The sequence below is a fragment of the uncultured Pseudomonas sp. genome (genome assembly GCF_943846705.1).
Taxonomy (GTDB): domain Bacteria; phylum Pseudomonadota; class Gammaproteobacteria; order Pseudomonadales; family Pseudomonadaceae; genus Aquipseudomonas.
Genome location: NZ_OX044366.1, coordinates 1210036 through 1229420, shown reverse-complemented (window position 1 = coordinate 1229420; position 19385 = coordinate 1210036). Strand labels below are relative to the sequence as shown.

General features: G+C 61.4%; 16 protein-coding genes. 5 read left to right on the top strand and 11 right to left on the bottom strand.

Annotated elements, in window-relative coordinates:
* Nucleotides 1-265 precede the first annotated feature (265 nt).
* The 5 genes from Q0V31_RS05910 to Q0V31_RS05890 form a co-directional block, all read right to left on the bottom strand.
* A complete protein-coding gene (locus Q0V31_RS05910) occupies nucleotides 266-1171 on the bottom strand; it encodes a LysR substrate-binding domain-containing protein (RefSeq protein WP_298185576.1) in 906 nt (301 codons plus the stop codon).
* A gap of 8 nt (nucleotides 1172-1179) precedes the next feature.
* Nucleotides 1180-1956: an IclR family transcriptional regulator gene (locus tag Q0V31_RS05905; RefSeq protein ID WP_298185574.1), complete on the bottom strand. Its 777-nt coding sequence runs from the start codon at nucleotides 1954-1956 to the stop codon at nucleotides 1180-1182.
* 125 nt (nucleotides 1957-2081) lie between these two features.
* On the bottom strand, nucleotides 2082-3578 hold the full coding sequence (locus tag Q0V31_RS05900) for a CoA-acylating methylmalonate-semialdehyde dehydrogenase (protein WP_298185571.1): 1497 nt from the start codon (nucleotides 3576-3578) through the stop codon (nucleotides 2082-2084).
* 60 nt (nucleotides 3579-3638) lie between these two features.
* Nucleotides 3639-4796: an iron-containing alcohol dehydrogenase gene (locus Q0V31_RS05895; RefSeq protein ID WP_298185569.1), complete on the bottom strand. Its 1158-nt coding sequence runs from the start codon at nucleotides 4794-4796 to the stop codon at nucleotides 3639-3641.
* A gap of 113 nt (nucleotides 4797-4909) precedes the next feature.
* The gene (locus tag Q0V31_RS05890) at nucleotides 4910-6478 is read right to left on the bottom strand and encodes a BCCT family transporter (protein ID WP_298185566.1); all 1569 of its coding nucleotides are present in this window, start codon (nucleotides 6476-6478) and stop codon (nucleotides 4910-4912) included.
* A 755-nt stretch (nucleotides 6479-7233) separates the two neighbouring features.
* On the opposite strand from Q0V31_RS05890, the gene Q0V31_RS05885 reads away from it, so the two are divergent.
* Both Q0V31_RS05885 and Q0V31_RS05880 read left to right on the top strand, forming a co-directional pair.
* Nucleotides 7234-9747, top strand: coding sequence for a CoA transferase (locus Q0V31_RS05885; RefSeq protein ID WP_298185564.1), 2514 nt, complete (start codon nucleotides 7234-7236; stop codon nucleotides 9745-9747).
* A gap of 150 nt (nucleotides 9748-9897) precedes the next feature.
* Nucleotides 9898-11145: an MFS transporter gene (locus tag Q0V31_RS05880; protein WP_298185562.1), complete on the top strand. Its 1248-nt coding sequence runs from the start codon at nucleotides 9898-9900 to the stop codon at nucleotides 11143-11145.
* Between the two features lie 11 nt (nucleotides 11146-11156).
* Here Q0V31_RS05880 and Q0V31_RS05875 read toward each other — a convergent pair whose 3' ends face one another.
* From Q0V31_RS05875 to glyQ, 4 genes are all read right to left on the bottom strand, one after another.
* Nucleotides 11157-11930, bottom strand: coding sequence for a lysophospholipid acyltransferase family protein (locus Q0V31_RS05875; RefSeq protein WP_298185560.1), 774 nt, complete (start codon nucleotides 11928-11930; stop codon nucleotides 11157-11159).
* Nucleotides 11931-11962: 32 nt separating this feature from the next.
* The gene (gmhB, locus tag Q0V31_RS05870) at nucleotides 11963-12496 is read right to left on the bottom strand and encodes a D-glycero-beta-D-manno-heptose 1,7-bisphosphate 7-phosphatase (protein WP_298185558.1); all 534 of its coding nucleotides are present in this window, start codon (nucleotides 12494-12496) and stop codon (nucleotides 11963-11965) included.
* Nucleotides 12497-12613: 117 nt separating this feature from the next.
* Nucleotides 12614-14668, bottom strand: a complete 2055-nt coding sequence (gene glyS / locus Q0V31_RS05865; RefSeq protein WP_298185555.1) for a glycine--tRNA ligase subunit beta — start codon at nucleotides 14666-14668, stop codon at nucleotides 12614-12616.
* The gene (gene glyQ / locus Q0V31_RS05860) at nucleotides 14665-15612 is read right to left on the bottom strand and encodes a glycine--tRNA ligase subunit alpha (RefSeq protein ID WP_298185550.1); all 948 of its coding nucleotides are present in this window, start codon (nucleotides 15610-15612) and stop codon (nucleotides 14665-14667) included. The genes glyS and glyQ overlap by 4 nt, the downstream gene beginning before the upstream one ends.
* Before the next feature lie 114 nt (nucleotides 15613-15726).
* Here glyQ and Q0V31_RS05855 point away from each other — a divergent pair, with 114 nt between their 5' ends.
* The 3 genes from Q0V31_RS05855 (at nucleotide 15727) to Q0V31_RS05845 (ending at nucleotide 17588) form a co-directional block, all read left to right on the top strand.
* Nucleotides 15727-16284 (top strand): DNA-3-methyladenine glycosylase I, encoded by a 558-nt coding sequence (locus Q0V31_RS05855; protein ID WP_298185548.1) that lies wholly within the window; start codon nucleotides 15727-15729, stop codon nucleotides 16282-16284.
* Between the two features lie 56 nt (nucleotides 16285-16340).
* A complete protein-coding gene (locus Q0V31_RS05850; RefSeq protein ID WP_298185545.1) occupies nucleotides 16341-17228 on the top strand; it encodes a lysophospholipid acyltransferase in 888 nt (295 codons plus the stop codon).
* Between the two features lie 66 nt (nucleotides 17229-17294).
* On the top strand, nucleotides 17295-17588 hold the full coding sequence (locus Q0V31_RS05845; RefSeq protein ID WP_298185543.1) for a PilZ domain-containing protein: 294 nt from the start codon (nucleotides 17295-17297) through the stop codon (nucleotides 17586-17588).
* Here the strand turns inward: Q0V31_RS05845 and Q0V31_RS05840 are convergent.
* Together Q0V31_RS05840 and trkA are read right to left on the bottom strand one after the other, a co-directional pair.
* Entirely contained in the window at nucleotides 17585-17902 is a 318-nt protein-coding gene (locus Q0V31_RS05840; protein ID WP_298185540.1) for a tetratricopeptide repeat protein, read from the bottom strand. The two genes, Q0V31_RS05845 and Q0V31_RS05840, sit on opposite strands and share 4 nt — an antisense overlap.
* A 105-nt stretch (nucleotides 17903-18007) precedes the next feature.
* Nucleotides 18008-19381, bottom strand: coding sequence for a Trk system potassium transporter TrkA (gene trkA, locus Q0V31_RS05835; RefSeq protein ID WP_298185538.1), 1374 nt, complete (start codon nucleotides 19379-19381; stop codon nucleotides 18008-18010).
* Nucleotides 19382-19385: the final 4 nt, after the last annotated feature.

The following is a 19385-nucleotide window of genomic DNA, read 5'->3' as shown; positions in this document are numbered from 1 at the left end:
CGCGGTGTAGCTGATTTTATTATTCTTGTACTTACTATAAAGCAAAGCCTGTGCCATTTATTAAATTGCTATATAAATCAACATGTTGAGAATAATAAGTGGCACGTTGAGGTCAACAAGCGCTCGGGATTGTTCCTGTGCTACCCGCTGGCGTTACCTGAAGGGCGCGGAATCAATCGCTGTTTGTTACCTGTGGGGATCAGGCTCGGGAGGTAATGCTGGCGAGTGGGCGCAAGCGCGCTTGTTAACATGCCAGTAGCTGCACTTATTTCGAATCATCGAGCCTAGACTGCGCCGACTCCTCGACTAACCACGCCCAGAACGTCTCGCCATGCGGCGACAACTGCATATGGCTCGGGCAGCTCAAGTGGAACGCCTCCGAGGCTGGGACGCGTTGTGCGAAAGGCGCTATCAAACGTCCATCAGCTAACATTTCTGCCACCAGTGACGTACGCCCCAAGGCCATGCCGTGGCCACGAACCGCCATCTCCAGTGCGGTTATCAGGGTGTCGAACTGCATTCCCTGGGACGCGTCGACGTGTTGGAAGCCGGTTTTGTTCAGCCAGTAGCCCCAGCCTTCTTCGTAGCCGATTACATGCAGCATGCTGTCGGCACTCAGTTCGCCCGGGCTGGCTGGCGGCAACTCGCCGCTCAGCAGTCGGGGGCTGCAAACGGGGAATAATTCATCATGGGTCAGTTGCACTGAGCGCAGTCCGGCCCAGTTGCCCTTGCCGTAGCGGATTTCCATGTTGGCTTCTTTGTTGCGTTCATCCAGCCAGATATTACTGGTGAAATGCAGGCCAACCTCCGGGTGTGCGGCGCGAAAGCGCCCAAGCCTGGGGGCTAACCAGGTGGTGAAGAACACCAGGTTGGCGCGCACGGTGATCGGTCGCTTGCGACCTTGGCCGAACAGTTCGTCGGTGGCGGCGGCTAAGCGTTCGATCGAGTCATGGATGACCGGCATGTAGGCTTGGCCGGCCTCGGTCAATTCCAGCCCGCGCGGCAGGCGTTTGAACAGGTTGGTTCCGAGTTGTGATTCCAGCCCTTTGACCTGCTGGCTGATCGCCGCCTGGGTCAGACTCAGTTCAGCCGCCGCCTGGGTGAAGTTGAGGTGCCGTGCAGAGGCCTCGAATGCGCGCAACCAGTTCAACGGCGGGAGTCTTTTCTTCATGAAAGTGCTTACACCTTAATTGAGTCATCGTCGGGCTGATCGATCAGCTGGCCGAGTTCGGTCGCCGCTTCGCGTAACAATGGCGCGTAGCTGAGCAGCTCGTCCAGGCTCTTGCGGATCAGCGGCGCATGCGCGAACAGGCAGGCGAAGAGCCTGCCGTGGCGATCCTTGACCGGTACGGCACAGGCTACCAGGCCGTCGACGAATTCTTCATTGTCCGTGCCGATATCGTCCGCCCTGATTTTCAGCAGTGCAGCCTCCAGTTCAGCCGGGTCGGTCAGGGTGTTACGCGCATATTGATTTAACGGCAGGTTGTTGATGATGCGTAGACGCCGCTCACGCGACAGCGAGCTGAGGTAGAGCTTGCCGCTGGAGGTACACCAGGCCGGCGTATGACTGCCCACTGGCAGGTAAACCTGCAGCGGCCGCTCGGTTTGCACACGGTCGTAGTAGATCATCTCGGTGCCGTTGGGAATGGCAATCCCGCAGGTCTCACCAATGATCGCCGTGAGGCGCTTGAGAATGGCCTGGCGCGGGGCTTTGAAGCGGCCACTGTAAAGCACGCCGAGGGCAACCTCATGCAGGCGATCACCGGGCACCAGCAGCCCACGCATATTGCTTTGCAGGTAACCGTCGCCTTCGAGCTGGGCCAGCAGGCGGTGAATGCTCGGTTTGGGAATACCCAGCTGGTCGGCCAGATCAGCGGGCGACATCGGCCGCTGCGCGCGCGCCACCGCTTCGATGATCTCCAGTACCCGGGTAATTGAGGAGCCTTTTTCACTCATCGGTCTTCTCCACGTAGCGTCTTATGCTTGGTCTGCAGAGCGCACGGCAACGCAAAAAGGCCACGTCCCGATTGGGGACGTGGCCTGTGCTTGCCGGCGGTGTTTCCGTCAGCACGGCATACCAGTTACTTCATGGTCGGCATCGAGAAGGACACACCTTCGCGCACCCCCGCCGACGGCCAGCGCTGAGTAATGGTCTTGCGCTTGGTATAGAAGCGCACGGCGTCCGGGCCGTAAGCGTGCAGGTCGCCGAACAGCGAGCGCTTCCAGCCGCCGAAGCTGTGGTACGCCACCGGCACCGGCAGCGGCACGTTGATGCCGACCATGCCGACCTTGATGTTGTCGGAGAAGTAGCGCGCCGCCTCGCCGTCACGGGTAAAGATGCAGGTGCCGTTGCCGTACTCGTGGGCATCGATCAGGTCCATCGCCTCCTGCATGCTGCCAACGCGGATCACTTGCAGCACCGGGCCGAAGATTTCTTCCTGGTAGCTGAGCATCTCCGGGTGCACGTTGTCGATCAGCGTGCCACCGACGAAGAAGCCCTGCTCATACCCGGCTACCTGTGGGTTGCGACCATCGACGACGATCGTGGCGCCCTGCTCTTCGGCGCTGTTGATGTAGCCGACCACTTTCTGCTGGTGGGCTTTGGTGATCACCGGGCCGAAGTCGTTGCTCTGCTCGGAATAAGCACCGACCTTCAACGACTGCATCGCCGCCTGCATTTTTTCGATCAGTGCATCAGCGGCGGCATCGCCCACCGCGACGGCCACCGACAGCGCCATGCAGCGCTCGCCAGAGGAACCGAAGGCCGCACCGAGCAGCTGGTTAACCGCGTTGTCCATGTCCGCATCGGGCATGATGATGGCGTGGTTCTTCGCCCCGCCGAGTGCCTGGCAGCGCTTGCCGTTGGCATTGGCGGTCTTGTAGATGTACTCGGCGATCGGCGTCGAGCCAACGAAGCTGACGGCCTGGATGCGTTCGTCGCTGAGCAGCACGTCGACCGCTTCCTTGTCGCCGTTGACCACATTCATCACGCCGTCCGGCAAACCGGCTTCCTGCAGCAGCTGGGCGATAAACAGGGTGGAGCTTGGATCACGCTCGGACGGCTTGAGGATAAAGCAGTTACCGCAGACGATGGCCATGGGGAACATCCACAGCGGCACCATCGCCGGGAAGTTGAACGGGGTGATGCCGGCAACCACGCCCAGTGGCTGGAACTCACTCCAGGAATCGATGTTCGGGCCGACGTTCTTGCTGTGCTCACCCTTGAGCAATTCAGGTGCACCACAGGCGTATTCGACGTTCTCGATGCCGCGCTGCAGCTCGCCGAGGGCGTCGTGGGAAATCTTGCCGTGCTCTTCACCAATCATCTGCGCAATGCGCTCGGCGTGCTGCTCAAGCAGCTCCTTGAAGCGGAACATCACCCGCGCACGCTTGATTGGCGGGGTGTTGCGCCATGCCGGGAAGGCCGCTGCGGCGGCGCTGATGGCCTGCTCGACGGTGGCCTTGGAGGCCAGCGCGACTTGCTTGCTGACTGCGCCAGTGGAGGGGTTGTAGACGTCCTGCAGGCGTGCGGCGTCGTTGACGATCTGGCCGTTGATCAAATGTCCTACTGTGTTCATCGCGGGTGTTCCTCAAGATAGGGGCTGGCGGTTGAGCGCCGGGCATGACTAAAAAATGGCTTACCAGAGCTGCTTGTAGATCTCGATGATCTCGTCTGCGCTTGGCACGCGTGGGTTGTTGTTCGGCGAGCCGGAGGCCAGCGCCTGCTCGGCCATAACTGGCAGTTGGGCGAAGAACTGCTCACGCTCGATACCAAACTGCGCGGGGCTGGGCACCTGCAGTTCATCGTTAAGTGCGTGCAGTTCGGCGAGCAGCTTGGCGTTGGCCACCTCATTGCTGTCGGCGGCAGTCGCTACGCCCATGGCGCGGGCGCAGTCGGCGTAGCGCTCGGCGGCGGCAGGGATGGAAAACGCGGTGACGCTGGGCAGCAGCATGGCGTTGGACAGGCCGTGGGGCACATGGAAGTGCGCACCAATCGGCCGGCTCATGCCGTGGACCAGTGCCACCGATGCGTTGGAAAACGCCACCCCGGCCAGGGTTGAACCGAGCATCATCGCTTCGCGGGCGGTCTTGTCTGCGCCATCGTGGTAGGCGCGGCGCAGGTTGGGCGCGATCAGGCGCATGGCCTGCAGGGCCTGGCAATCGCTGTACAGGCTGGCCTTCTTGCTGACGTAGGCCTCCATCGCGTGGGTCAGGGCATCGATGCCGGTGTCGGCGGTGATCCGCGGCGGCAGGCTGAGGGTCAGGCTGAAGTCGATCAGCGCCGCCACCGGCATAAAGCCGATGCCCACGCAGAGCATTTTCTCATCGGTTTGCTCGTCGGCGATGATGGTCACCCGAGTGACCTCCGAGCCGGTGCCAGCCGTGGTCGGCACAGCAATGATCGGCAAGCCGGACTCGACGACGATGCGCGGGAACTTGTAGTCGCGCATTTCGCCGCCGTGCTTGGCGAGGATGGCGATGGCCTTGGCGCTATCGATCGGGCTGCCGCCACCGAGGGCGATGATGCAGTCGTAATCGCCGCTACGGGCCTTGGCCACGCCGGCCTGGATCGAGGCCACGGTCGGCTCTGGCACGGTCTCGTCGAACACTTCCGCCTGGATGTCGTGAGCCGCCAGGCGCGCCTGGATAGCCGCGGCATAACCCAGCTTGACCATCATCTTGTCGGTGATGATCAGCGGCCGGGTGCAGCCCAGGTTGGTCATGACGACCGGAATGTCCTGACTGGCGTGCTCGCCAATCTGCATGATGCGTGGAAGGATTACTTGAGTAGACATGGCAACTCCGCTAATTCCGGGTAACTGGCAGTGGCGCGCGCAGTGCATGCTCGTCCCCTGCCGTATTTATCGTTTGAAAAACCCGCAGGCCCAAGCCCGCAGGGTGCTACCACTTATGCCGTGCCAGAGGTGGCGACCACAGGCTTGATGCTCGCCGCTGGCTGTTGGCTTTCGCTAAGCTCACGACGGGCTGCCAGATCGCACAGAGCAACATCCTGGCGCAGCGACTTGAAGAAACCATAGGTGGCCAGGATGGCGACGAAGGAGAACGGTAGCGCTGCCACAATCGAGGCCGTTTGCAAGGCTTTCAGGCCACCGGCAAGCAGCAACACCGCCGCCACTGCACCAATCGCCAGGCCCCAGAAGATCCGGTAGCGCGCCGGTGGGTGCTCGTCGCCCATGCAGATCAGGGTGCAGATCACCAGGGTTGCCGAGTCAGCCGACGTGACGAAGTAGGTCACCAGCATCAGGGTGCAGATCGCCGACATAAGGACGGTCAACCACTGACCCAGGCCCATCAGCTCAATGGTCTTGAACAGCGCCATGGTCACGTCGTCATTGACCGCTGCCACTACGCCACCGCCGCCGAACAGCTCGATAAAAATTGCACTGTTACCGAAGATAGTGATCCAGAAAGTGGCCAGAACAGTTGGCGCGATCAGCACACCGAGAACGAATTCACGCAGCGTGCGGCCCTTGGAAATACGCGCGATAAACATGCCGACAAAGGGTGCCCACGCGATCCACCAGCCCCAGTAGAAAATCGTCCACCAGCCCTGCCATTGGCCTTTTGGATCCGGATCTATCCACAGGCCCAGTTGCACCGCGTGCGCCAGATAATCACCGGTGTTGGTGACAAAAGCACCGAGCAGGTAGGCCGTTGGGCCGAAGATTACGAACAGCGCCAAGATCAGGATGGTCAGGTGCATGTTCAGCTCGCTGAGCATGCGGATGCCCTTGTTTACGCCGCTGAGCACCGACGCGGTGGCGATCACCGAAATCACCGCGATCAGCAGGATCTGGTGAGCAACCGACACTTCAAAGCCCAACAGGTAATTCAGCCCGGCGTTCATCTGCTGTGCGCCCAGCCCCAGCGAGGTGGCGATACCAAACACCGTGCCGAAGACGGCGAGCAGGTCGGCGGCATGCCCCAGTGGCCCGTAGATGCGCTCGCCGAGTAGTGGGTAGAGGCTGGAACGAATCGACAGCGGCAAGCCTTTGCGATAGGCGAAGTAGGCCAGGATCAGGCCGAACACTGCGAACAGGCCCCAGCCATGCAACCCCCAGTGGAAGATCGAGACCCGCATGGCCACCTGTGCGGCCTCGGCGGTCATCTTCTGCGCCTCGCCGATTAGCGGCGTGCCCTGGAAGTGATAGATAGGTTCGGCGATGCTCCAGAACAGGATGCCAATGCCGATACCAGCACCGAACAACATCGAAAACCAGGAGAAGTTACTGAACTCTGGCCGGTCGCTGTCCTTGCCCAGGCGAATATTTCCATAACGGCTGAAGCTCAGCCAAATAGCCAGAAACAGATATAAACTCATCAAGCCGATGTAATACCAGGCCAAGTTGGTTGAAATAAAACTCTTGGCTGCACCGTACACCCCATCGGCATATTCCGGGTCAATGACGGTAAACAGCACGAAGGCCATTACCAATAAGGCGGCACCAATCGACATGACCGGGTGTGCCCCGGTAAAGAGCCCGGACGCGGGCCATTTATTTGCTTGGCTTGTCATTGTCCGGCCCTCTGCATGTGCGTCTTTCTTATATTTATTTTCATTGTCTACCTCTTAGCTGTTGGTTAACTCTCGAAGCCGCGTCGATCACGCGGCCCATGTGAGAACCTGCTCGCTCCTGCCTGCCATGCTCCTGCGTACACCTGCACTAGCCCTCAGACCCTGTGTCGCCTGGCTGAGGGGCGCTTCTCGTACCGTGCAAACCGTAAAGGGTCTGATAGCGAGACGAATCCTATTGTTATGAAGATAAAAAACGATGAGAAGCAAAAAAATAGCGACCTTTGCCCCGTTATTTTTTATGGCTCAGCGGTTTTGCTCAGCGCCTCCCCGCCTGCCTTGCGCTCAGCCAGCCTCCTTCGTGGCCTCGCGCATCAGCGCTAATGCACGGCCCCGTTCAGCCATAAATAAAACCCGGCCTAAGGGTTATTTTTTATTGCTGGCCCCTAAATTTATTCATTCCTAGTATCGGCACTACCGAAACAAGACCACAACTCATACGCGCCACGCCAAATACAAGCTTGAATCTGGATCTGGTTAATAACCCATTTAAAAGTTTGCTTTATGCGTGTCTGTCAGCGGTTTGCTCTTCGGCAGGTATAACTCGGCACCGTGATAACGGCGCGCTGAACACTCAACACTATGTCCAGTCTGGCTATTTGATTGCCGCCTGGCGCGCTTTTAGAGGGATCAGTGAAATGAACAACAACAATCAATTGCCTTTGACCGGTGTTCGCGTTGTCGACTTCGGTCAGCAGATCGCCGCCCCGGCCGTGGCCATGACCCTCGCCGACCTAGGCGCCAGCGTGGTGCATATCGATCCGCCGCAGGGCCCGCAGTGGGACCATCCGGCCAATGCCGTGCTTAACCGCAACAAGAGCTGTCTGCGTCTGGACCTGAAATCAGCCGAAGGCCTGGCGCAAGCCTTGGCGCTGATCGAGCAGGCTGACATCGTCATTGAAAGCTTCCGCCCCGGCGTCATGCAGAAGCTCGGCATCGACTTCAACGCACTGCGTGAAGCCCGCCCGGAACTGATTACCCTGTCGGTGCCCGGCTTTGCCAGCAACGACGAACTGCGCCGCGACTGGAAAGCCACCGAAGCGGTGGTCGCTGCCACCGCCGGTGCCTTCACCGACATGGGCTTCAACCGCGTGCTGCTGGGCCTCAACCCGAGCTTCTCGCCGCTGCCGCTGGGTTCGGCCTATGCCACCACCCTGGCTGCTGCCTCCGTCGCCCTGGCCCTGCAGGCCCGCGAGCGCACCGGCCGTGGTGATGGCATCGAAGTGCCGGTGATTTCCGCCTTGATGGAAGGCCTGTCGTACAACTCCTATGTCATCGAAGGCTTGCCCGAGCGCTACAAGACCATGCGCGAGCTGGAAATTGAGCACCGCAAGGCCAACAACATCGTCATGGATCTGAGCTACGAGGACCTGCAGGAATACCTCGATCCTTTCTACCGCACCTACAAGTGTGCCGACGGGCGCATGTTCTATTGCGTCTGCCCGTCGCACCGCAACCACGCCAAGCGTGCACTGCAGGTCTTGGGTGTGTACGACGAACTGGTCGCCGATGGCCTGCCGGAAGTCAACGATCTGCACGCGCCCCTCAGCGAGTGGGACGGCGAAACCTCGATCGGCGTTTACCCGCTGCCGAAGAAATGGGCCGACCATATCTCGGCGAAGATGAAGCAGGCCTTTCTCACCAAGACCTCCGAAGAGTGGGGCACTATCTTCGGCGAAGGGCAGATTCCCGGCGCACCGCACCGCACCACGCAGGAGTGGGTCAACCATGTGCACACCAACACCGCCGGCCTGATCGTCGAGGTTAACGACCCGCAATACGGCCTGATGAAACAGCCGGGGCCGTTCGCCTGGCTGGAGGAATTCGCCGGGCAGATGGTCACCCCACGCCCGCGCAAGACTGTCAGCTTTGCTGAGGCGCTGGCCGAGCTGCGTGAAGTGGCCGCCGCGCATCCGCCGACTTATCCGGTGGGTGAGGCGGTGCAGCTGGTCAACGACGCCGGTTGGCTCGACGGCTTCCGGATCCTCGATTTGACTAACGTGATCGCCGGCCCGCACTCCACCGCGTTCCTCGCCCGCTTCGGCGCCGAGGTGATCAAGCTCGACACCGTTAAACCGATGTACGACCCGCTGATCGGCACCCTGTTTACCTTCCAGACCGGTATGGGTAAACGCAGCGCGCTGGTCGACATCATGAGCGAGGAAGGCCGCGAGGTGTTCAACCGCCTGGTGCGCTCGGTCGACATGGTGGTGATCAACGCCCCCGAGCGTCAGCTCAAAGCCTTGGGCCTGGATAACGACAGCCTGCAGGCGGTCAATCCGGGCGTGCTGTTCTGCCGTCTCGACTGCCTCGGCGGCCCGCTGCCTGGCCCGAAGAGTAACTACATTGGTTACGACGACATCATTCAGGCGCACAGCGGCATCATGAGCCGCTTCGGTGGCCCGGAGACGCCAGAGGAGCACGCGCACCTCGGCACCCTGGACGTTAACTGTGGCTTCGCCGCTGGTCTGGGCATGGCGGTGTCGATCTACCACAAGCTGAAGACCGGCCAGCCGACCCGCTCGCGCACCTCGTTGTCAGCGATCACTAACCTGGCGCAGCTGTCGTTCGCCTTCGATTACGCCGGCCGCGCGCCGTTCAACGAGCCGTCGGGCCGCGAAGTGCTGGGCCACAATGCCCTGTCGCACTTCTACAAAACCGCCGATGGCTGGCTCTACCTGGATTCCAAGGCGGCCGAGTTGCCGCAGCTGGAGCGGGTCGAAGGCCTCGCGGGGATCAGCGCCGCCGCCGATGTGGGCGCGTTCCTCAAAGCCGCTCTGCAAGCCGCACCGGCGGCCTACTGGGCTGAACAGCTGCAGGCTGCCGACATCGCCGCGGCAGAACCGCTGTCGATCGAAACCCTGCGCGAGCTGTACAGCCGTGAAGGCGATGGCACCGTCGGCATCGACCTCGGTAGCTTCGCCTTCTCGGTCCACCCCGAGCACCCGAGCGGCCATTGCCTGACCCAGATCGATCATCTGGCGATCCGCCCGAGTGAGGCCAGCATCAAGGCGGTCAGCCTGCCGGAGCGCTGGGGCCATTCCACCCGAGAAGTACTGGCGGAGATGGGTTACAGCGCAGCCGAGGTCGAGTCGATGATCGAACGCAACATCGCCAGCCTGGGCTGGGCCAAGGAGTTCCTGCCGAGCTGATCACGCTGCGCCAGCGGGCGGGCCTTTGGCCCGTCCGTTACACCCGATCGACCCGAACGGCTGCAGCGGTTTTCCCGCGCAGCCGTTCGCTTATTTCTCATCCCGAGCCTGGGCGCATTGCTCAGGCTCGACCTGTTTCAGGGGGTGTGCATGCTCCGGCAGACTGTTCGTACCGTGTGGCCATTGTTTTTCGGCCTCGGCGTCATCGGCTTGTGCATCGGTGCGCAAGGCACGCTGTTGGGGGTGCGGGCCGAGCTGGAGGGCTTTGATACCCGCGCCACCGGCCTGCTGATGTCCGCCTACTACCTGGGTTTTCTGCTTGGCTCGTTGCGCGCCCCGGCGATCATTCAGCGAGTCGGCCATGTGCGCGCCTTCGCCGCATTAACCGCACTGGCCTCGATGACCATCTTGGTCCACTCGGTGCTGGTCGACCCCTGGGTGTGGGGCTTTATGCGCCTGCTCACCGGGTTTTCCGTGTCGGCCATCTACGTGGTCGCCGAAAGCTGGCTGAACCAGGCGGCGGATAACCGCAGCCGTGGTCAGCTGCTGTCGCTGTACATGATCACCATGCTCGCCGGCCTTGCCGCCGGGCAGTTTCTGCTTAACCTGTCTGACCCGGCGGGTTTCGAGCTGTTTACCTTGATCTCGATTTTGATCAGCCTGGCAGCCATCCCTATCCTGCTCAGCGCCACGCCGATGCCGGCCTTCGAGAGTGCTCGCCCGGTGAGTATCGCCAGTCTTTATCGTGTGGCGCCGACCGGCCTGGTCGGCTCGTTTCTGATCAACGCTTGCTACGCCATGGTGCTCGGCATGGGCGCGGTGTATGCCAGTCGGCTGGGCATGCAGGTCAGTGAGGTGTCGCTGTTTATGGCGGTGCTGGTGCTCGGTGGCATGTTGCTGCAATGGCCGCTGGGCAAACTCTCGGACAGCATCGACCGGCGTACGGTGATCGCCGCTTCAGCTGGCGCGGCGCTGCTGTTCGCCTTGGCCAGTGCGCTGCTGGGCTTTACCAGCAATAACAGCCACCTGCTGCTGGCCCTGCTGTTCGGTGCGAGCTGCTTCCCGCTGCTGGCGCTCTACCTGGCGCTGAGCAACGACCAACTGGAGGCCGATCAGGCCACGGGGGCCAGCAGTACCTTGCTGCTGGTTGGCGGCATTGGCGCCAGCATTGGCCCGTTTCTGGTGTCACTGACCATGCAGCGCTGGGGCCCGGCGAGCTTTTTCTACAGCCTGATGGTGATGGTTGGGCTGATGGCCGTGCATGCGTTGTACAAGCGCATCAGCGATCCCTACCCGGCGGCGTCCGGTGAGAGCGCCAGCTTTCAAATGCAGGCACCGCTTACGGTTGGCTCCGTGCTGATGGAGTCGATGCCGCACGATGCCTCGCCAGATGCCTAGCTGCAGAATGCTCAGGCTGACGCTTGGTTTTCCAGCGGCTGGCGCTGTGCGTCCAGTGAGCTGATCTCGCCTTGCGCCTGGCTGACCCAGGCAAAGGCACGGTCGTTGAGTTCGGCGATGGCGCGTGGGCCTGTGCCTTCGGCGTACATCAGCGGGCCGATTACCACTTGGATGGTGCCCGCGGTCTTGCCCCAGCCTTGCTTCGGCCAGAACTCACCGGCGTTGTGCGCAATCGGCAGCACCGGCAGGTTGGCATTCACCGCGAGGGATGCGCCGCCACGGCTGAACTTGCCGATTTGGCCCGGCGGCATGCGTGTGCCCTCGGGGAAGATCAGTACCCAGGCACCCTGCTCCAGGCGCTCATGGCCCAGCTTGGCCAATTGCTTGAGCGCCGCTTTAGGGTTGCTGCGGTCGATGGCGATGGGCTTGAGCATGGCCATCGCCCAGCCGAAGAACGGCACATACAGCAGTTCGCGCTTAATCACCTGGCTGAGCGGTTCAAACAACGCAGAGAGGAAGAAGGTTTCCCAAGTGCTCTGGTGGTTGGCAAGAATCACACAAGGCCGTTCTGGGATGTTTTCCAGACCTTTGACTTGATAACGCATGCCGATGACCACTTTGGCCAGCCACACGGCGCAGCGGCACCAGTTTTGGTTAACAAAGCGATAGCGGGCGCGAAATGGCAGGAAGGGTGCAATAAAGAAGCTGAGCGTGCACCAGAGCAGCGAACTGGAGGCGAGCAGTAGGTAGAAAAGGAAAATTCTGAGGGTCTGCACTGTCGACATAAGAGCTTTTACCGTCGCAGGCATGGCCTGCTCTATAGGTGGAGAAGCTGATCGGCAACCGCCGCCAGGTCATCGAATACCAGGGTGCCCGCTGGCAATCCTTGCGCCAGGGTGCGTTCACCCTTGCCGGTTTTTACTAAAACAGGCAGACAGTCGACGGCTTGCGCGGCCTTCAGGTCACCGCTGCTGTCGCCGACAAACCAGACGCCCTTGAGTGCGACGCCATAATGCGCGGCAATCTGTTCGAGCATACCCGGCTTGGGCTTACGGCAGGCACAACCTTCATCCGGGCCGTGAATGCAGTGCACGATCAAGCCCAGCTCGCCGCCTTGCTCGGCGACTAATTCGCGCAAGCGAGTGTGCATGGCTTGCAGCGTGGCCAGGTCGTAATAACCGCGGGCCACCCCGGACTGATTGGTGGCCACGGCGACGGTCCAGCCGGCTTGTGACAGGCGCGCGATCGCCGCAATGGCACCGGGTAAGGGAATCCATTCGTCGAGGCTTTTGATATAGGCGTCGGAGTCGTAATTGATCACGCCGTCGCGGTCGAGAATCAGCAGTTTCATGGCAGCAGCTTGAGGCTCCGTAGGAAGGGTTAGCCGCAAGGCGGCGTAACCCATCGTATCCAGGGTGATGGGTTACGCTGCGCTCCACCTGCGCGGCCCGACCCATCCTAGGTTCTGTTAGCCCAGCACCGAGATATCGGCGACACCGAGGAACAGCCCGCGCAGCTTGGCCAGCAGTGCGTAGCGGTTAGCCCGCACGGCCGGGTCTTCGGCGTTGACCAGCACCGCCTCGAAGAACGCATCCACCGGTTCGCGCAGATTCGCCAGTTGGCTCAGGGCCAGGTTGTACTGGCGCGCCGCGGCCAGCGGTTGCACCGCTTGCTCGGCCTGCTGGATGGCGGCGTTGAGGGCGAACTCGCTGGGGTTGTCGAAGTGATGCGCTTGCACGCTCGCCGCGACTTGCCCTTCGGCCTTGCTCAGCAGGTTGGATACGCGCTTGTTCGCGGCAGCCAGTGCGGCGGCTTGCGGCAGCGCACGGAAGGCTTGCACGGCCTGTACGCGTTGATCGAAGTCCAGCGGCGAGGTCGGGCTGACCGCACGCACGGCCTGGTACACGGCCACTTCGACGCCTTCGTCTTCATAACGCGCGCGCAGACGGTCGAAGATAAAGTCCAGCACCTGAGGGGCCAGGCCTTCAGCTTTGACCTTGTCGCCGAACTGGTTAATGGCAAACGCGACGGTTTCAGTCAGATCGAGATCCAGCTGCTTGTCGATCAGGATGCGCAGCACGCCGAGGGCGGCACGGCGCAGGGCGTAGGGGTCCTTGCTGCCGGTGGGCAGCATGCCGATGCCGAAAATCCCCACCAGGGTATCCAGCTTGTCGGCCAGGGCCACGGCGGCACCGGTGAGGGTGCTCGGCAGTTCGGCACCGGCACCGCGCGGCATGTACTGCTCGTTCAGTGCCAGGGCGACGTCGTCGGCTTCGCCGTCATGCTTGGCGTAGTAGTAACCGGCGATGCCCTGCATTTCCGGGAATTCGCCGACCATCTCGCTGGCCAGGTCGCACTTGCAGAGGATGCCGGCGCGGGCTGCACGGCTGGCGTCGCCGCCAATGCGCTGGGCAATAAAACCAGCCAGGGCGGAAACCCGCTGCGCCTTGTCGAACACCGAGCCGAGCTGGGCCTGGAACACCACGTTGGCCAGGCGCTGGTTGAAGCTTTCGAGTTTCTGCTTCTTGTCCTGCTTGAAGAAGAACTCGGCGTCGGTCAGGCGTGGGCGCACCACCTTCTCGTTACCGGAAATGATCTGCACCGGGTCTTTGCTTTCGATGTTGGCCACGGTGATAAAGCGCGGCAGCAACTTGCCGTTGGCATCCAGCAGGCAGAAGTACTTCTGGTTGTCCTGCATGGTGATGATCAGGGCTTCTTGCGGCACCTCAAGGAAGCGCTCCTCGAACGAGCACACCAGCGGCACCGGCCATTCGACCAGAGCGCTGACTTCGTCGAGCAGCGCGGGCGGCACAATCGCGGTGCCCTGTTGCTCGGCAGCCAGTTGCTCGATGCGGGCGGCGATCTGCGCGCGACGCTCGGCGAAATCGGCGATCACGTAAGCGCCACGCAGGTCTTCGGCGTAGTTGGCTGGGGCGCTGATGCGCACTTCGTGGTTGGCGTGGAAACGGTGTCCACGGGACACCCGGCCGGACTGCTGGGCGAGGATTTCGCAGTCGATCACTTCGTCACCGAACAACATCACCAGCCACTGGCTTGGACGGACGAATTCTGTCTTGCGCGCGCCCCAGCGCATGCGCTTAGGAATCGGCAGTTCGTTCAGTGAGGTTTCGACGATGCCTGGCAACAGGCCGGCAGCGGCCTGGCCCGGGATGCTCTGGCTGAATTTCAGCTTAGGCCCGCTCTGGTCGATTTGGCTCAGCTCAACCCCGCACTTCTTGGCAAAGCCAAGCGCGGCTTGAGTCGGGTTGCCGTCCTTGTCGAATGCTGCCTGCACGGGCGGGCCGTCGAGGTTCTGGATGCGGTCGGCTTGTTGTTCTTCAAGCTGTTCGATCAACACCGCCAGGCGGCGCGGCGCGGCGTAATAGCGGCTGGCGCGGTAAGGCAGGCCGGAGGTTTTCAGGCCTTTTTCGATGCCGGCCAAAAAGGCCTCACCGAGGGTTTTCAGGGCTTTTGGCGGCAGCTCTTCGGTGCCCAGTTCTACCAGGAAATCACGGGTACTCATTCTGCTGCCTCCAGCTTGGCTAACACTTCATCACGCAGGTCAGGGGCGGCGAGCGGGAAGCCCAGCTTGCGCCGCGCTTGCAGGTAGCTCTGCGCCACGGCGCGGGCCAAGGCGCGCACACGCAGGATGTACTGCTGACGCGCAGTCACCGAGATCGCCCGGCGTGCATCCAGCAGGTTGAAGGTGTGCGAGGCCTTGAGCACCATTTCGTAGGTTGGCAGCGGCAGCTCCAGCTCGATCAGGCGGTTGGCTTCCGACTCATAGAAATCGAACAGCTCGAAGAGTTTTTCGACGTTGGCGTGTTCGAAGTTGTAGGTCGATTGCTCCACTTCGTTTTGATGGAACACGTCGCCGTAGGTCACTTTGCCGAACTGGCCGTCGGTCCACACCAGGTCGTACACCGAATCGACACCCTGGATGTACATGGCCAGGCGTTCCAGGCCGTAGGTGATCTCGCCGGTCACCGGGTAGCACTCGATGCCGCCGACTTGCTGGAAGTAGGTGAACTGGGTGACTTCCATGCCGTTCAGCCAGATTTCCCAGCCCAGACCCCAGGCGCCAAGGGTTGGCGATTCCCAGTTGTCTTCGACGAAACGAATGTCGTGCACCAGCGGGTCGATGCCGATGGCTTTCAGCGAGCCTAAGTACAGCTCCTGGAAGTTCTCCGGGTTCGGCTTCAACACCACTTGAAACTGGTAGTAATGCTGCAGGCGATTGGGGTTTTCGCCGTAGCGACCATCGGCCGGACGCCGTGAAGGCTGCACGTAGGCGGCGTTCCAGGTCTCGGGGCCAATGGCGCGCAGGAAGGTGGCGGTGTGGAAGGTGCCCGCACCCATTTCCATGTCGTAGGGCTGCATCACCACGCAGCCCTGCTCAGCCCAGTACTGTTGCAGGGCGAGGATCAAATCTTGGAAGGTGCGCACGGCAGGCGTAGTCTGGCTCACAAATATCACCCGTACTTTGGCGGCTTCAGAAAGTCCGCGAGTATACCGAAGCTGAGGGGCTGTTGCCGCTTCGATCGACGCGTGATGAAGCCCTGAGACCCAAGGAAACCCAGCATGCCGCGCTGTTTTTGGTGCACCGACGATCCTCTGTATATCGCCTATCACGACCACGAGTGGGGCGTGCCGCAGCGCGACCCGCAGGCGCTGTTCGAATTGCTCTTGCTGGAGGGCTTTCAGGCCGGCCTGTCGTGGATCACCGTGCTAAAGAAGCGTGAGCGCTACCGCGAGGTGCTGTTTGGCTTTGATCTGCAGCGTTTGGCGGCGCTCAGCGATGAGTACATCGACAACACCCTGATGCAGGATGCCGGGATTATCCGCAATCGCCTCAAGCTCAAAGCCGCGCGGCAGAATGCCCAGGCCTGGCTAAAACTGGAGGACCCGGTGGCGCTGCTTTGGTCGTTTGTCGGTGGCCAGCCGAAGATCAATCACTTCAGCGAACGCGCTCAGGTGCCCGCCGTGACAGCCGAAGCCGAGGCCATGAGCAAGGCACTGAAGCAGGCCGGTTTCACTTTTGTCGGCCCGACCATCTGCTATGCCTATATGCAGGCCGCCGGCATGGTGATGGACCACACCAGCGACTGTGATCGCTATGCGGCATTGCGGCGCGACTGAACACCGAGCGGCGTGGCCGGGTACAATAAGCCCCTTTTGATTGGCTGGAGTTGCCTGTGGAAACGCTCAAAGGTGCCCTGGTGGTGGGTTTTCTGCGCTTGTTCGCGTTACTGCCGTGGCGCGCCGTGCAAGCGGTGGGGGCGGCGATTGGTTGGCTGATGTGGAAGCTGCCCAATGGCTCACGCGAGGTGGCCAGCATCAACCTGCGCAAGTGCTTCCCCGAGTTGGACGAGGCCGCGCACCAGCGCCTGCTGGGTCAGTCATTGATGGATATCGGCAGAACCCTGACTGAAAGCGCCTGCGCCTGGATCTGGCCGGCGCAGAAATCCATTGGCCTGGTGCGTGAAGTCGAAGGTCTGGAGGTGCTGCAGCAGGCCTTGGCCAGCGGCAAAGGGGTGGTCGGTATCACCAGCCATCTGGGCAACTGGGAAGTGCTCAACCACTTCTATTGTGCGCAGTGCAAACCGATCATTTTCTACCGCCCGCCGAAGCTTAAGGCCGTCGATGAACTGCTCCGTCAACAGCGCGTGCAACTGGGTAACCGCGTCGCGCCGTCGACCAAGGAAGGCATTCTCAGCGTGATCAAGGAAGTGCGTAAAGGCGGTGCAGTGGGCATCCCGGCCGACCCAGAGCCAAGCCTGTCTTCCGGGGTATTTGTACCCTTTCTCGGCACCGAGGCGCTGACCAGCAAGTTCGTCGCGGGCATGCTGAGTGGCGGCAAAGCCTGCGGCGTGTTTCTGCATGCGCTGCGTCTGCCGGACGGTTCAGGCTTTAAGGTCATCCTGGAAGCGGCGCCGGAAGAGATGTACAGCAGCGACACGGCCACCGCCGTGGCGGCGATGAGCACGGTCATTGAGCGGTATGTACGCCGCTACCCGAGCCAGTATATGTGGAGCATGAAACGCTTTAAAAAACGCCCGGCCGGTGAGGCTAAGTGGTACTGATGCAAGCGCTTGCGAGCCAGACCCGCTCTCGACTAGGCTGGGCCAAATAATTCTGACGGGCACCCTATGAGTAACAGTCGAAAGAATGTCCGCACCCCTCTCAAGATGCGTCTGCGCATTGACCATCCGGTGCACGGCGAACTGCTGGTGACCACTCGGGATATTTCCGAATGCGGCGTCTATGTGCTGATGGACCAGGCGCAGAATATGCTCAGCGTGGGTGAGCAGGTGCAAGGGCAGGTACAGGGCCTGCCCATGGAGGCGCCCATTCTGAGCCTGGAAGTGGTGCGTGTTGAGCTCGTGGGTGTAGGCCTGCGCTTTTTGCACCCTGAAGCGCCCGTTGCAAGCCAAGACGACTAGTGCGGGCGCTTATCCAGGCGCTTGAGAAACACGCTGATTTCCTTGCCTGCCTGTTTGTCACCCTTCGCTTCTGCCGCCTGCAGGCCGAGCGTCCAGGCCGCCCGCGCCTCGTCGCTCAAGCCCTGCTTATTCAGCGCCTGGCCGAGTAGCTTCCAGGCGGCGGAATACTGCGGGTCGAACTGCACGCAGCGCTGCAGGTGCTGCGCCGCCAGTGAAAAATCCTCTGCATCCAGATAACCCTTGCCCAGGCCGAAGCGCAGCAGGGCGTTATCCACGCCTTTGGCGAGCATTTTTTCCAGGGCTTCAGTGCTCATCGAATACTCCCTTTACCGTTTAGAACCTGTTTCGGATCTCGCGAGCTAGAGCGAGGCCATTTCTAACGCAGTATCGCCGACGCGCAGCCGATCCGAGACCGCTTCTTAGAAGAAGGTCAGGCCGACCTGGAACAACCGCTCGGCATCACGAATGTATTTTTTGTCGACCAGGAACAGGATCACGTGGTCGCCGGACTGGATCACCGTGGCGTCATGGGCAATCAGCACTTCTTCGTTGCGGATGATCGCGCCGATGGTGCCGCCGGGCGGCAAGTCGATGTCTTTGATCGCGCGGCCGACTACTTTGCTCGATTTAGAATCGCCGTGGGCGATCGCTTCGATGGCCTCGGCAGCCCCGCGGCGCAGGGAATGCACGCTTTCGATATCGCCCCGGCGCACGTGGGTCAGCAGGGTGCCGATGGTGGCCATTTGCGGGCTGATGGCGATGTCGATTTCGCCGCCCTGAACCAGATCAACATAGGCCGGGTTGTTGATAATGGTCATCACCTTGCGCGCGCCGAGGCGCTTGGCCAGCAAGGACGACATGATGTTGGCTTCGTCATCGTTGGTCAGCGCCAGGAACAGGTCGGCGTCGCTGATGTTTTCTTCCACCAGCAAGTCGCGATCCGAGGCGCTGCCCTGCAGCACGATGGTGCTGTCGAGGGTTTCCGAGAGGTAGCGGCAACGCGCCGGGTTCATCTCGATGATCTTCACCTGATAGCGGCTCTCGATGGCTTCGGCCAGGCGCTCGCCGATATGCCCGCCACCGGCGATGACGATCTTTTTGTAGCTGTCTTCCATGCGGCGCATTTCGCTCATCACCGCGCGGATATGGGCTTTGGCGGCGATAAAGAACACTTCGTCATCGGCTTCGATCACCGTGTCGCCCTTGGGCATGATCGCCCGGTTGCGGCGGAAGATCGCCGCCACGCGGGTGTCGACATTCGGCATGTGTTCGCGCAACTGGCGCAGTTGCTGACCGACCAGTGGCCCGCCGTAGTAGGCCTTGACCGCCACCAGCTGAGCCTTGCCATCGGCAAAGTCGATGACCTGCAGCGCCCCCGGGTATTCGATCAGGCGCTTGATGTAATTGGTCACCACCTGCTCGGGGCTGATCAGCACGTCGACCGGAATCGACTCGTTGCAGAACAGGCCACTGCGGGTCAGGTAAGCCGCTTCGCGCACCCGGGCAATTTTGGTCGGGGTGTGGAACAGGCTGTAGGCCACCTGGCAGGCGATCATGTTGATCTCGTCGCTGTTGGTCACCGCCACCAGCATGTCGGCATCGTCCGCGCCGGCCTGGCGCAGCACCGTTGGGAACGAGCCGCGGCCTTGCACCGTGCGGATATCCAGGCGGTCGCCGAGGTCACGCAGGCGCTCGCCGTCAGTGTCGACCACGGTGATGTCGTTGGCTTCGCTGGCCAGGTGTTCCGCCAGCGTGCCGCCTACTTGGCCTGCACCGAGAATGATGATCTTCATGCAG